This is a genomic window from Modestobacter italicus (genome assembly GCF_000306785.1).
In the GTDB taxonomy this organism is placed as follows: Bacteria; Actinomycetota; Actinomycetes; order Mycobacteriales; family Geodermatophilaceae; genus Modestobacter; species Modestobacter italicus.
Window position 1 is genome coordinate 1896374 of record NC_017955.1, and the last position, 13239, is coordinate 1909612.

Annotated in this window: 14 protein-coding genes and 1 riboswitch; of the genes, 12 read left to right on the forward strand and 2 right to left on the reverse strand. The window is 72.6% G+C overall.

Annotated elements, in window-relative coordinates; translation table 11 throughout:
• Positions 1–4 precede the first annotated feature (4 nt).
• Entirely contained in the window at positions 5–1156 is a 1152-nt protein-coding gene (locus tag MODMU_RS09260; protein ID WP_014739963.1) for an MFS transporter, read from the reverse strand.
• Between the two features lie 74 nt (positions 1157–1230).
• Positions 1231–2649 carry an FAD-dependent oxidoreductase gene (locus tag MODMU_RS09265; RefSeq protein WP_014739964.1) on the reverse strand — a complete coding sequence of 473 codons (1419 nt, stop codon included), beginning with the start codon at positions 2647–2649 and terminating at the stop codon, positions 1231–1233.
• 99 nt (positions 2650–2748) lie between these two features.
• Here MODMU_RS09265 and MODMU_RS09270 point away from each other — a divergent pair, with 99 nt between their 5' ends.
• From MODMU_RS09270 to MODMU_RS09325, 12 genes are all read left to right on the forward strand, one after another.
• Entirely contained in the window at positions 2749–3108 is a 360-nt protein-coding gene (locus tag MODMU_RS09270) for an ArsR/SmtB family transcription factor (protein WP_014739965.1), read from the forward strand.
• Between the two features lie 55 nt (positions 3109–3163).
• On the forward strand, positions 3164–3607 hold the full coding sequence (locus MODMU_RS09275; RefSeq protein ID WP_014739966.1) for a MerR family transcriptional regulator: 444 nt from the start codon (positions 3164–3166) through the stop codon (positions 3605–3607).
• A gap of 427 nt (positions 3608–4034) precedes the next feature.
• A complete protein-coding gene (locus MODMU_RS09280) occupies positions 4035–4631 on the forward strand; it encodes a TlpA family protein disulfide reductase (RefSeq protein ID WP_014739967.1) in 597 nt (198 codons plus the stop codon).
• Positions 4632–4909: 278 nt separating this feature from the next.
• Positions 4910–5194 (forward strand): hypothetical protein, encoded by a 285-nt coding sequence (locus MODMU_RS29430; protein WP_231851823.1) that lies wholly within the window; start codon positions 4910–4912, stop codon positions 5192–5194.
• A gap of 112 nt (positions 5195–5306) precedes the next feature.
• Positions 5307–6014, forward strand: coding sequence for a M23 family metallopeptidase (locus MODMU_RS09290; protein WP_014739969.1), 708 nt, complete (start codon positions 5307–5309; stop codon positions 6012–6014).
• Between the two features lie 193 nt (positions 6015–6207).
• Positions 6208–7128 (forward strand): cytochrome c oxidase assembly protein, encoded by a 921-nt coding sequence (locus MODMU_RS09295; RefSeq protein WP_231851824.1) that lies wholly within the window; start codon positions 6208–6210, stop codon positions 7126–7128.
• 5 nt (positions 7129–7133) lie between these two features.
• Positions 7134–8804, forward strand: a complete 1671-nt coding sequence (lnt, locus tag MODMU_RS09300) for an apolipoprotein N-acyltransferase (RefSeq protein WP_014739971.1) — start codon at positions 7134–7136, stop codon at positions 8802–8804.
• Positions 8794–9762: a c-type cytochrome biogenesis protein CcsB gene (gene ccsB, locus MODMU_RS09305; protein ID WP_014739972.1), complete on the forward strand. Its 969-nt coding sequence runs from the start codon at positions 8794–8796 to the stop codon at positions 9760–9762. Before lnt ends, ccsB begins: the two co-directional genes overlap by 11 nt.
• 93 nt (positions 9763–9855) lie before the next feature.
• Positions 9856–9996, forward strand: a riboswitch (cyclic di-AMP (ydaO/yuaA leader).
• Positions 9997–10095: 99 nt separating this feature from the next.
• A complete protein-coding gene (locus MODMU_RS09310) occupies positions 10096–11232 on the forward strand; it encodes a M23 family metallopeptidase (RefSeq protein ID WP_014739973.1) in 1137 nt (378 codons plus the stop codon).
• 153 nt (positions 11233–11385) lie between these two features.
• On the forward strand, positions 11386–11772 hold the full coding sequence (locus MODMU_RS09315) for a BlaI/MecI/CopY family transcriptional regulator (RefSeq protein WP_014739974.1): 387 nt from the start codon (positions 11386–11388) through the stop codon (positions 11770–11772).
• Complete coding sequence (locus MODMU_RS09320) at positions 11769–12710, forward strand: M56 family metallopeptidase (RefSeq protein WP_014739975.1); 942 nt, start codon at positions 11769–11771, stop codon at positions 12708–12710. Before MODMU_RS09315 ends, MODMU_RS09320 begins: the two co-directional genes overlap by 4 nt.
• A gap of 63 nt (positions 12711–12773) precedes the next feature.
• Entirely contained in the window at positions 12774–13226 is a 453-nt protein-coding gene (locus MODMU_RS09325; protein ID WP_014739976.1) for a plastocyanin/azurin family copper-binding protein, read from the forward strand.
• Positions 13227–13239 lie beyond the last annotated feature (13 nt).

Here is a 13239-nt window from a genome sequence, read left to right on the forward strand (position 1 = left end):
TCCTCTACGAGCGGAAGCTGAACGCTGCAAGTACTGCGGCAGTGGTGACGAGCGCGGCGAGCCCAGCGAACGTCGCCGGGTAGCTGCCGACGGCCTCGGCCAGCGCGGTGCCCGCCCACGGGGCGAGCGCGGCCGCTCCAGTGATGGGAGCAGCGAACCAGCCGGACAAGGTCCCGTACCGGACGCTGCCCCACCGGTCGGCGACGACGGTCGCCTGCAGCAGCGTGCTCGTGCCACGTACCGCGCCGGCGAAGACGGCCAGCACAACCAGCAGGACGGCCGGTCCGGGAACGGCGGCGAGCAGGCCGATGGACAGCGCGGACGCGACCACGATCGTCACTGTCCGGGCCGTCGGGGTGGTGTGGGCGGTCAGCGGGGCGTAGCCGATCCGGCCGAGCAGCTGGCCGGCTCCGAGCAGTCCCAGGGTGGTGGCGGCGAGGGATGCAGACATGCCGCGCCCGGTGAGCAGCGGGATGAGCGTGAGGCTGGCGGCGTACATGCCGAAGGCGGTGAGCGTGAGCGCCCCGGACAGCAGCAGGAACCCGGGGCTGGACACGATCGACCGCACCGAGGCCGGGACGCCATCGCGGTGCTGGCGCTCCGGCGCCGGGGTCCACGCAGGCGTCAGGGCGAAGGCGTGCAGCGGGACCGTCACCACGGCCAGGACGCCGGCCAGCACCAGGTAGGTGGCCCGCCAGCTCAGGTGGTCGAGCAGCAGGCTGGTCAGCGGGGCGAAGATCGTGCTCGCCAGCCCCGCCACCAGGGTCAGCGTGGTGAGCGCCCGGACCCGGGCGGGCCCGTACCAGCGCGTGAGCGCGGCGAATCCGGCCTGGTAGAAGACCGCGGCCATGGCCACCCCGGCGACCAGCCAGGCGACGACGAACCACGCCAGGCTCGGCGCCAGCCCGATCGCCGCAGCCGAGGGCGCGGCGAGCAGTGAGCCGGCGGTCATCACCCGCCGGGGGCCCGCCCGGTCCAGCCACCGCCCGACCGGGATCCCGGCCAGCGCCGAGACCACCAGCCCGCCGGAGAACGCCGCCGTGGTCGCCGACGCCGACCAGCCGGTGTCGGCTGTGATCGAGGCGAGCGCGACCGGAAAGGCGTAGTAGAGAGCACCCCAGCTGACGACCTCGGTGACGCACAGGGTCGCCAGCACGCGGCGGGGCGGACGCTGGACTCCGTCCGCCCCGGGAGCGCTGGTCGTGGCCGGCGCGTCAGTCGGTCGGCCGGTCAACAGTTCGACGCGGGAGCCCCGATGGTCACCGGCTGCGGTGCCGAGCCGCAGCAGCTGGCCGCCTCAGGCTCTTCCGCCGAGTACCCGTGCTCGCTGCCGGTGGAGAAACCGACGCCGGAGGTCTCCGCGGCTTCCCGGGCACCCAGGTCGGTGCTGCAGACCCCCGTGCTCGGCAGGTGCAGCTGCACGGAGTCGGCGGCCTCGGTGTCCCCGGCCAGTGCTGCGGCGATCGAGCGGACCTGCTCGTAGCCGGTGGCCAGCAGGAACGTCGGGGCGCGACCGTAGGACTTCATGCCGACCAGGTAGAAGCCCTCGTCGGGGTGGGCCAGGTCGCGGTGGCCGTGCGGCGGGACGGTGCCGCAGGAGTGGAAGTTGGGGTCGATCAGCGGCGCCAGCCGGGCCGGGGCCTCGACGCCGGGGTCCAGGTCGAGCCGGAGCTCTCGGAGCATGCCCAGGTCGGGGCGGAACCCGGTCGCCGCGGCCACAGCGTCCACGTGCAGGTCGACCGCGACGCCGTCCCGGCCGGCGCCGACCACGTGCAGCTGTCCGGCGCCGTCGGCCGGGGGAGTGAGCCCGGTGATCGTCACCTCGCGGAGCAGGGTGACTGCGCCGGACCGGACGGCGGCCTTGAGCGAGGAGCCGAGCAGCCCCCGGGCGGGCAGCCCGTCGGAGTCGCCGCCACCGTAGAGGCGAGCGGGGGAGCGGCCGCGGATGGCCCAGGTGACTTGCGTGCCCGGTTCGGCTCGCTGGAGCTCGACCAGCGCCAGGAGGGTGTTGGCAGCGGAGTGGCCCATGCCGACCACCAGGGTGTGCTTCCCGGCGAACCGGGCACGGTCGCGACCGAGCACGTCGGGCAGCGGGCCGACCAGCCACCCGGCGGCCTGCTCCTCGCCGACGGCCGGTAGCCCCGCTGCGCCCAGCGGGTTGGGCTGCTCCCACGTGCCCGAGGCGTCGATGACCGCCGCCGCGGTCAGGTCGGTGACGCGACCGTCGGTGACCGTGCGCACCAGGTAGGCCCGCCCCTCCCGGCCCACGGAACGGGTCTTGTCCACCCCGACGCGCGACACCGCGACCACCCGGGTGCCGGTGCGGATGCGATCGGCCAGTTGCGGAGTGGCGGCCAGCGGAGCGAGGTACTGCTCGACCAGCTCGGCTCCCGTCGGCAGCTGCGTGGGGTCGGGGGAGGTCCAGCCGGTCGGCGCGAGGAGGCGTGCGGCAGCCGCATCGACGTCGTACTCCCACGGCGAGAACAGGCGCACGTGACCCCACGCGCGCACGGCGGCGCCCGGCTGGTCGCCGGCCTCCAGCACCAGCGGCTCCAGCCCGCGCTCGAGCAGGTGGGCCGCGGCCGCCAGCCCCACCGGGCCGGCGCCGATCACCACGACAGGCAGGTCGTTCGTCGTGTACGCGCTCATGTCGTCCTCACGTCCTCGCTCGTCGGTGCATCGTCCAACGTCGACGCACGTTAACAACGAACGCTGTTGACAGCAACGAATGCATGGCATGATGTCCGCATGCGCCAGGACCTGGACGTGCGACTGCTCGACGTCGACGAGCTGACCTCACCCGCTGACCGCGCTCGGCTGCTCGCCCCGCAACTGAAGGCGTTGTCGGACCCCAACCGGCTGCACCTGGTCCTGCTGCTGGCCGAGGGGCCGCGCACCGTGCGCGAGCTCACCGAAGCCGCCGGCATGAGCCAGACGCTGGTCAGCCACCACCTGGCGCCGCTCCGCGAGCAGGGGCTGGTGACCATCACCCCCCGGGGCCGCAGCAACGTCTACGCCCTGTGCTGCGAGGCGCTCGCCGGTCCGGTCAAGACCCTCGCCACGATCGCTGCGCTCACCCCCGAGGGCGCCGACGCCTGCTGCTCCTGACCTGCCAGGCTGACGCTTGACCTTGGACCCGGGTCCAAGGTGCAGGGTGGTCGTCATGACCACGACGGCCGAGCGAGGACTGCGGATCGCGGAGCTGGCCCGGGCTGCCGGCGTACCGACGGACACGGTCCGCTACTACGAGCGCATCGGGCTGCTGCCCGCGCCACGGCGCACGGCCGGGGGCTACCGGGACTACGAACCTGGGGCTGTCGACCGGCTGCAGTTCATCCAGGGCGCGCAGCGGCTGGGGCTGCGGCTGGTGGACATCGGCCACCTCCTCGCCGTCCGGGACACCGGGCAGTGCCCGTGCGAGCCGGCGGGGGAGCTGCTCCGCAGGCGACTGGACGACGTCGACGCCCAGATCGCCCAGCTCACCGCCTTGCGCGCGGAGATGGCCGCCATGGCCGCTGCGCTGCCCCAGGCCGAGTGCCCCGACCCGACCCCCGGCACGTGGTGCCCACCCGACGGGGAGGGGGGTGACTGTTCATGCTCGAGCTGACCTGCGACTGCGATCCCGACTGCACCGACTGCGACTGCAGCAGCGGTTGCTGCTGAACGAGCAGCTCCGACTCCGTGTCGAGGACGGCCATCCTCGGTGCGGTGACCGACCGGGCAGGGGTGGCCGTCCCTGCCGGTCGGATCGGACCATGGCGCCGAGCAGCGGTCGAAGCTCGGCAGCCGGCAGAGGTCGCTCGCGTGAGGGGGTCGAGTCGCCCGAGTTGCCGGGACGCGCTGCGACTGAAGCGAGCCCCGAGCTCTCGCGATGAGCCAGTTCCTCCTAAGCTCATTCGTAGTGGTGTCTCTCGCGAGGCCGGTGATGCGGTCGGCGCACCGGGCAAGGGAGGGCATGTGACGGTCTGGCCACCGTTCGGACGGCGACGACGCAGGCGTCGCGTGCTGCTGAGCCCCCGTCGGAGGTCAGACGGGTGAGCATCGACCTCACGCGCAGGCGTGCCCTGGTGGTGTTCGGTCTGCTGGGCCTGAGCGGCCTGACCGGCTGCTCGAACGACCCGGGGACCGCGGTGGCTGACGGCGAGTTCGACTTCGCCGGCAGCACGCCGCTCGGTCAGGTCATCCCGGAGGGCGAACGCCAGACGGCCCCCGCCTTCTCCGGCGAACTCCTCGACGAGTCGACGTTCGAGTCGACCGCGCTGGCAGGTGACATCGTCGTCCTCAACTTCTGGGGGTCGTGGTGCGCGCCCTGCCGGCTGGAGATGCCCGAGTTCCAGACCGTCTACGCCGACGTCGGGGACGAGGGCGTCCAGTTCCTGGGCGTCGACGTCAAGGACCAGCGGCAACTCGCACAGGCCTTCATGGACTCCGTCGGCGTCGACTACCCGTCGATGTTCGACCCACGGGGGGAGGTTGCTCTGGCCTTCCGCGGCTTCCCGGCCAACGTCGTCCCGACCACGATCCTGCTCGACCGATCGAACCGGGTCGCGGCGGTCTACATCGCCACCGTGTCCGAGGAAGACCTGCGCACGGGGCTGGATCAGCTGCTGGCCGAGAGGGTGCCCGGATGACCGTGCCGGACAGTCGCAGGCCCGGCCGCGGCCCGGCGGGTCCACGGGCGCAGACCGACGGGACCCCGGGCTGGCTGACGGTCGCCCGGGGGGAGCGTCGGGTGCCCTTCTCGCGTGCACGCGTCTGGCGGGCGCTCGCGGTCCTGCGGCCGTACTGCGCCGTCTGCGATGTGTCGTACGTGGTGGACGGCGCCTCGACGAAGCGCGGCACCGAGTTCGTCTGCGTCCCTGGACGCCTCGACGGTCAGCGACCACCTGGCGGGGCTCCCCGCGGGCGCGTGGTCGAGTGGGAGCCCGAGCACCGGGTGGCCACGCGTCTGGAACTGACTCCTGAGGTGTGGGTGACGACCGTCGAGTTGGCGGATGCACCGGACGGGAGCACGGACGTCGCCGTCACGCTCACGCACGAGCCGCTGACCGGTGGCCTGTTCCAGCGCCGACGCCAGCGCAAGGGCATTCGCACGGTGGCCCAGGAGACGGTCGAGTCGGAACTCGCCAAGGTCGCCGATCACGTCCACCAGGCCGAGCAGGTGACCGGCGACGCCGAGGACCCACCGGGCTGACCGGGCTTCTCCTCCGGGCAACGGCGGACACGCCGGCTACTAACCTCCTTAGGCGACAGGCTGACTTCTCGTAACCTCGACACCGCTGACAGTGACGAGTCGGGGAGGGTGGATGGAGCGGCAGGCGCGCGGCGGCGCAGCGCGGGTGCGACGTCCACGTCTCGGTCCTCCGGCGCACCGTCGAGGGGCGCTGCTGCTGGTCGCCCTGACGATGGGCGGCCTCGTCGCAGGCCTCTGGGAGGGTGGCTACGGGTTGACCTCGGCGGTGGCCCACGCTCACGAACAGCCCGCAGTCGCCCCGTACGACGGCCCTGTCGTCGACGTCCTGGCTGAACCCGATGCCCGGCCGCAGATCAACGACGTCGAGGTCGCTGCGCGGCTGGGCCAGCTGGCCGCCAGTCGCGCAGCCCGGGAGGAGGCGGCTCGCCCGAAGGCGGTCCTGCCGCTGAACGGTCGCCTGACGAGCTCCTACGGCGCCCGCTGGGGGACGACCCACTACGGCCTGGACATCGCTGCTCCGATGCTGACACCCGAGTACGCCGCAGCCGATGGGGTGGTGCTCCGGGCCGGCTCGGCCAGTGGCTTCGGGCTCGCGGTCTACATCCTCCACGACAACGGGGACGTGACCGTCTACGGGCACATGGAGAAGATCCTCGTCGAGGAGGGTGATTACGTGGCTGCCGGTGACACCATCGCACTGGTGGGCAGTCGCGGGCAGTCGACGGGTCCCCATCTGCACTTCGAGGTGTTCGAGGGCGGGCTCGACGGCCGGCGGGTGGACCCGCGGAACTGGCTCGCCGAACGCGGCGTGGACGTCTGACCCGGCGCCGTGGCCTCGGCGGGACATGGTCCGGCCCGGACCCTCGAGGGCTCGGTCCGCACCGTCGAACCCGATCACCCGGCACGTCGCCTACTATGCGTTTTAGGACAAGGCGGGTGGAGAGGCGGCCGAGCCCTCCGGACGGAGTGGGGGGCGCCTGGTGGACCCGGACATGGGCGGCATGCGGATGCCCGTGGACCCACCGACCCTGCTGACGCTGTTCACGCCGCAGGTCGACGTCACCTCATTCTTCCCTGCGCTGGCCCTGGTCGCCCTGGTCGCCTATCTGCGCGGAGTCCGGGCGCTCGGTCGCCGGGGTGTGCGATGGCCACGCCACCGGACGGTCGCCTTCACCCTCGGCATCGTGAGCGTCCTGCTGGTCACGGCCACCCAGGTCATGGGCTACGGGATGATGCTCTTCTCCATCCACATGCTGCAGAAGATGGTCCTCGCCGTCCTGTCGTCGATGCTGATCATGCTCGGTGCGCCGGTCAGCCTGGCGATCCGGACGCTCCCACGCCGAGGACGGGGAGCCGTCTGGCGGAGGCTGCTGGTCCTGGTCATGCGCAGCCGGACCGCCGCGGTGCTGGCCCACCCGGTCGTCTCGACCACCCTCTTCGTCGGCAGCCTCTACGGGTTCTACTTCACCCCCGCGTTCGACCTGCTCATGCGCCACTGGGCGGGCAGCCTGCTGATGCTGACGTTCTTCCTGTTCACGGGCCTGCTCGCGTTCGGCGGGGCCTTCGGCCTGGACCCCTGGCCGCACCGGGTCTCCGCACCGATGCGCCTGCTCGAGCTGGTCGTGCCAGGTCCTCTGCACGCCTTCTTCGCCGTCGCGGTGATGATGGCCAGCACCCCGTTGGTCCAGGCATTCCGCCACGCCCCCGCCGACTGGGGTGTCGACGTCATGACCGATCAACTGGCCGCGGGCAACATCGTCTGGGGCTTCGGTGAGCTGCCCACGATCATCGCCGTGGCGATCGTCTTCCAGCAGTGGGTGCGCTCGGACGAGCGTCGCGCGCGAGCGGGGGACCGGCGGGCCGAGGTCGATCTCGCGGCGTACAACGCCGAGCTCGCGAGGTTGGCCGAGGGTCAGCGCCGGACCGTGCGCTGACGCCGATGACGTCCTCCCTGCCCACGGTCGGTCGCGCGGTCGTCGCGCCCGCCCGCACGCGCCCCGGCGGCGCAGCCCGTCGACTGCTGAGCCGGCCGGCGGCCGCCGTCCCACTCGCCGTCGCCGGAGGACTGGCCCTCTGGCTGGCCTTCCCGCCCTTCGGGTTCTGGCCGCTGGCTGCTGTCGGGCCGCTGGTGTTGCTGCTCGCGTGCCAGGGCCGCTCAGCGCGCGCCGGCGCCGCCCTCGGCATGGTGATGGGCTCGGCGTTCTTCCTGCCGCTGCTCACCTGGACCGGGGTGTTCGTCGGCGACCTGCCCTGGCTCGCACTGTCGTTGGCGCAGGCGGCCTTCTACGCGGCCATGGGAGCGGGAACCGCGGTGCTGAGCCGGCTCCCCGCTGCCCCGGCGTGGTCAGCCGCGCTGTGGGTGGCGCAGGAGGCCCTGCGCTCGCGCGTGCCGTTCGGAGGCTTCCCGTGGGGGCGCCTGGGGTTCAGCCAGGCCGACGGCCCGTATGCCTCCTTCGCCGCGTACGGCGGGGTCCCGCTGGTCACCTTCGCCGTGGCGTTCACCGGGACGCTGCTCGCGGTGCCGGTCATGGGGGCGGTCCACCACAGCCGGCGGGTCGCACGACGCCAGGTGAGGCGGCGAGGTCTCCTCGCGCTCGCTGGCGTGGTCGCTGTCCCTGCGTTCGGCGGGCTGGCATGGCTGCCGTTGCCCGGGGACCAGCTGTCCGCTGGTGGGGAGCTGAGCACCATCGCTGTGGTCCAGGGCGACGTCCCCCGTTCCGGGCTGGACTTCAACGCCCAGCGGAGGGCCGTCCTGGACAACCACGTGCGGCAGACCCTGCTGCTGGCGGACCGGGTCAGTCGCGGTGAGAGCCCCCAACCGGATGTCGTCATCTGGCCGGAGAACTCGTCGGACATCGACCCGTACCAGAACCCGGACGCGTCAGCGGCCATCGACCGTGCCGCCCGGGCGATCGGCGCACCGATCCTCATCGGTGCGGTCCTGGACGGGCCGGGGCGCTACCTGACCAACGCGGGCATCGTCTGGGACCCGGTCACCGGCCCGGGTGAGCGCTACGCCAAGCGGCACCCGGTGCCCTTCGGCGAGTACATGCCCGCCCGTTCCTTCTTCCGGCTGTTCAGCGACCAGGTCGACCTGCTGCGCCGCGACTTCCTGCCCGGCACGGAGTCCGGCGTCCTCGATGCCGGGGGAGTGCGCCTCGGGGACGTCATCTGCTTCGAGGTCGCCTACGACGCACTGGTGTCCGAGGTCGTGGACGGCGGAGCCTCCGTCCTCGTCGTCCAGACCAACAACGCCACCTTCGGGTACACCGCGGAGAGCGAGCAGCAGCTGGCCATGAGCCGGCTGCGGGCCATCGAGCACGGGCGCACGGTCATCGTGGCGGCGACCAGCGGCATCTCCGCAGTCGTCGCGCCGGACGGGACGGTCATCGACCGGTCCGAGTTGTTCGAGCCCCACGTCTTCGTCGGGGCGGTGGCCCAGCGCACCCAGACCACGGTGGCGACCCGGTTGGGTGCCCTGCCCGAGTGGGGCCTCTCCGGGCTGGCCGGTGCTGCGCTCCTCGCCGCGCTCCTCCACCACCGTCGACCCCGGCGGGCTCCCACCCATCCCGAGCACGTCACCGACGAGGAAGGTCCGCATGACTCCTGAGACGTTCGCCGAGCTGTCCGACACGTTGTTCGGCGTGGCGATCGCCGTGTACGGCGCCGCGGCCATCGGGTTCTGCGCCGAACTGGCGTTCGGTCGGTCAGCCACCCGCAACCCACCGCAGAGGGCCGCAGTCCATGCCGGCGCCCCGGGTGCGACGAGCCTCCCGCCGGACGACACGCCCACCGAGAAGACCCCGAGCGCCCGGTGGGGCCAGCTGGGAGTCCTCCTGACCGGCGTCGGGGCGCTGGCTCAGACAGGGGTCCTCCTCGCGCGCAGCGCGGCTGCGGGGCGGGTCCCGTGGGGCAACATGTACGAGTTCGCCACCGCAGCGGTGCTGGTCGGGGTGCTCGTCTACCTGGTCCTGGTGATCCGGGTGCCGGGTCTGCGGCGGATCGGCGTCTTCGTCCTCGGGCCGACGGTCATCGCGCTGGTCCTGATCGGCCTCTACCTGTACGCCGAGTCGGGGCCGCTCGTCGCCGCGCTGCGCTCGAACTGGCTGGCGGTGCACGTGTCCGCCGCGATCGTCTCCTTCGGCGTCTTCATCGTGAGCGGGGTCGCCAGCGCCCTCTACCTGGTCGCCGCCCACCGGGAGCGCTCAGCCATCTCCGGCGCCGATCCGACCGGCTTGGCCGACAGGCTCCCCAGCGCAGCGGCCCTGGACCGGGTGGCCCACCGGACGGCGGTGTTCGGCTTCCCGATCTGGACCTTCGCCGTGATCGCCGGCGCCATCTGGGCCGAGAGCGCCTGGGGGCGCTTCTGGGGCTGGGACCCCAAGGAGACCTGGGCGTTCATCTCCTGGGCGTTGTACGCCGCGTACCTGCACGCCCGGAACACCTCCGGATGGCGTGGTCGTCCGGCCGCGTGGACCAACCTGGTCGCCCTGGCCACCCTCGTGTTCAACCTGCTGTTCGTGAACCTGGTGTCCACCGGGCTGCACTCCTACGGCGGCGTCTCCTGACGGGCTTCGTTACCGGACCGTGACAAACTATGCGGCTTCGTAGTAGCGTCTCTACCCGGTTCACCAGGGCCCCGCTCCTCGCGCAGAGGACCCCCGGTGGGCACGCCGAACCGCTGAGGCATCGCCGAGGCGGACCGGGGACCCACGTCCCTCGGGGTGAATCCTGCACACGCAGGTAGGGCAGCTTCCCGTCCGAACCCGTCAGCTAACCCGGTAGGCAGTCAGGAAGAACGGAGAACCGTCGCCTTGGCGACCCTGCACCACCGGACCACCTCCCCACCCAGGCCTCGCCGAACCCTCGCCCGCTGGGCTCCCGTCGCTGTCGGCGCGGCCTTGACCCTGCACCTGACACTCGCGTCGGCCCCCGCCTCCGCGGCCCCCGGTGACAACGGCGCCGGGCCGGCTGCCGCCCAGTCGACCGTCGATGCGGCGGGCGCAGAAGTCGCTCGCGTCGAGGGGCTGCTCGCCGCTGCCGAACTGGAGCTGCAGCGCCTGACCGTCACGGCCGAGGCGGCCGGCGAGGCGTCGCGCGTGGCTGCGGAGGAGCTGACGGCGGCGCAGACCGCAGCCGCCGGCACCGCAGCTGAGCTGGCCACCGCCCAGGCGGCCACCGTCGCGACCCGGGACGACGTCGCCGAGCTGGGACGGGAGAGCTACATGGGTGCCGACGCTCTGGGTGGCGCGGTGACCCTCCTGGGAGCTCGCAGTCCCGAGGACCTCCTCGAGCGCGCGGCCATGCTCCACCTCGTCGGAGACGACCAGGCCCAGCGACTCGAGGCCCTGCGGAACGCCGAGGCGCAGGTGCAGCGCGCGGACCAGGCCGCCCGCGACGCGCTCGCCGCCCGCGACGTCGCCGCCCAGGCGGCCGACCGGGCCGCGGTCGACGCGCAGGCGCAACTCGCCCAGGCGCAGGTCGCGTACGACTCCACTGAGACCGAGAAGGTCGCGTTGGAGGCGCAGCTCCGAGCCGCGCAGGTGCAGCTCCTGACCGTCCGCGGCAACGCCGACGCCGACGCCATGGTCCAGAAGCGGCAGCAGGCCGTGGCCGCTGCCTCGGCAGCCGGCACCGAGTCGCTGGCAGCCGGACGCGTCACCTCGTGCTTCGGCAGCCGTTGGGGGACCAACCACAACGGCGTCGACATCGCAGCTCCCATCGGCACACCCATCTACGCACCCGACGCCGGTGTGGTCCTGCAGGCCGGCCCGGCGAACGGCTTCGGGCTGGCGGTCTACATCCAGCACGCGGACGGGACCATCAGCCTCTACGGCCACATCAACCAGGCGTTCGTCTCCGCCGGTCAGCGCGTCGCCGCCGGTGAGCAGATCGCCGAGGTCGGGAACCGCGGCCAGTCCACCGGCCCGCACGTCCACGTCGAGGTGCACACCGGCGGGTTGTACGTGAACCGCACCGACCCGGCACCGTGGCTGGCGGCCCGCGGCATCTCCCTGGGTGGAGCCTGCTCCGGATGAGCCGGTCGGACACGGCCCGCCCGCTCGTCCGGCGTCCGCGGCCGGTGATGGCCCGTGCTCCTAGGCTGTCGGACGGGACCGGGTGGAGCTGGACGGCGAGCACCTCGCCGTCGGTAGGGGCGTCTCGGAGAGACGGCCAGGAGAGGTGGGAGCGTGCGCCCGTTCGGTGAGCTGGAGGCGGCGATCATGGCGGAGCTGTGGCGTCGCGGTGAGCCGGCGACGGTGCGGGACGTGCTCGGGGCGCTGAACTCCTCGCGGAACCTCGCCTACACGACCGTCATGACGGTGATGGACAACCTGCACAGGAAGGGGCAGCTGACCCGCGAGATGTCCGGTCGGGCCTGGCTGTACCGCCCGGTCCGCACCCGCGCCGAGCACGCCGCAGCCCTGCTGCAGGACGTCCTCGCCGAGTCCGGGGACCAGCAGGAGGTGCTCATGCACTTCGTCGCAGACCTGCAGCCCGACGCCGTCGCGCAACTCCGCACTGCCGTGGACGCCGCTCGCAACGAGCGACGGTCGGCGCCGGGCGGCCGGGCGTGACCGCCGGGCTCGCGCTCACCGTCACCGGCGTCGCGATCCTCGTCGCAGGGCCGCGACTGGCGAGGGCAGGATGGACGACGCAGGCACCTCGGTTGGCCATCCTCGCCTGGCAGGCGCTGACCGTCAGCGCCGTCGCGGCGTTCGTGCTGGCCGGTGTGACCCTGTTGATCCCGGTCACCACACTCGCCGGCGACCTCGGCGCGGTCTTCCATGCCTGCGCAGCGAGCATCGCCACCGCCTACGGCTCGGCCGAGTTCCTCCCCGGTGCCCTGGTCGGGACCGTGCTCGCCGGCCTCGTACCGCTGTGGGTGCTGTGCTGCGTCGCCCGGGAGCTCGTCTCAGGGTGGCGGCGCCGCCGGGAGCTGCGCCGGTCGATCGACATGGTGACCGAGCCGCATCCCCAGCTGGGCGTACTGGTCATGGACGCCTCGGCCCCGGCGGCCTTCTGCGTTCCCGGGCGCACGTCGTGCATCGTGGTGACGACGGGCGCCCTGGCTGCCTTGTCCGATGACGAGTTGCAGGGAGTGCTCGCACACGAGGCGGCGCACCTGAGGGCGCGCCACAGCCTGGCCGTGACGTTGTCGCAGGCGCTGGTGCGGGCGTTCCCGCGCCTGCGGCTGTTCCGAGCCGCGTCGATGCAGACCCGCCAGCTGATCGAACTGCTCGCCGACGACGCGGCAGCCGCCCGCGTCGACCGGGTCAGCGTCGCCTCGGCAATCGTCAGCCTGGTCGAGATGCGCGCACCGGCAACGGCCATGGCCATGGCGCAGGAGGGGGCTGTCCTCCGTGTCGGGCGCCTGCTCCAGCCGGCGGCGCCGATGGACCCGTGGCGGCACCGGATGCTCGCCGGGGGTCTGTGGGGAGTCCTGCTCACCCCCGGGCTGATCGCCGGTCTGCCCATGCTGGCGGCGGCACTCAGCGACCTCTGCAACATCTGACGGTCAGCCAGCGGCGCCCAGGTCGATACGAAGTCCGTCAGTAGCGGTGGGTACGCTGCCCCGGTGCACGCGCAGATCACCCGGCGGACGGTGCTGGCCGGCGGGCTGGCCGGGTTGGCCGCGGTCGCTCTTGCTGCCTGCGGCGACGATCCCGACGGCGGAGGCGAGGCAGCCGACGACGAGGCCGCCCCGGGGACGGTGACCATGGGCCCGGACGGCGTCCAGCAGCTGACGGTCCTCGTCGGCGACGATTACGTCTTCGTCCCGGACAGCTTCACCGTCGCGCCGGGTCAGGTGCGGTTGACGCTCACCAGCAACGCGGAGCAGCTGACGCACAACATCCGGTTCACTCCTGGCAAGGGGCCGGTGGACATCGCCGAGCAGATCCCGATCCTGGCACCCGGCGACAGCGAGACCTTCGACTTCACCGCCGAGCGACCCGGCGACTACCAGTACGAGTGCTCCTTCCACGTCGCGCTGGGCCAGATCGGGACGATGACCGTCACCGCCGGGTGATCGGTCGCCTGCT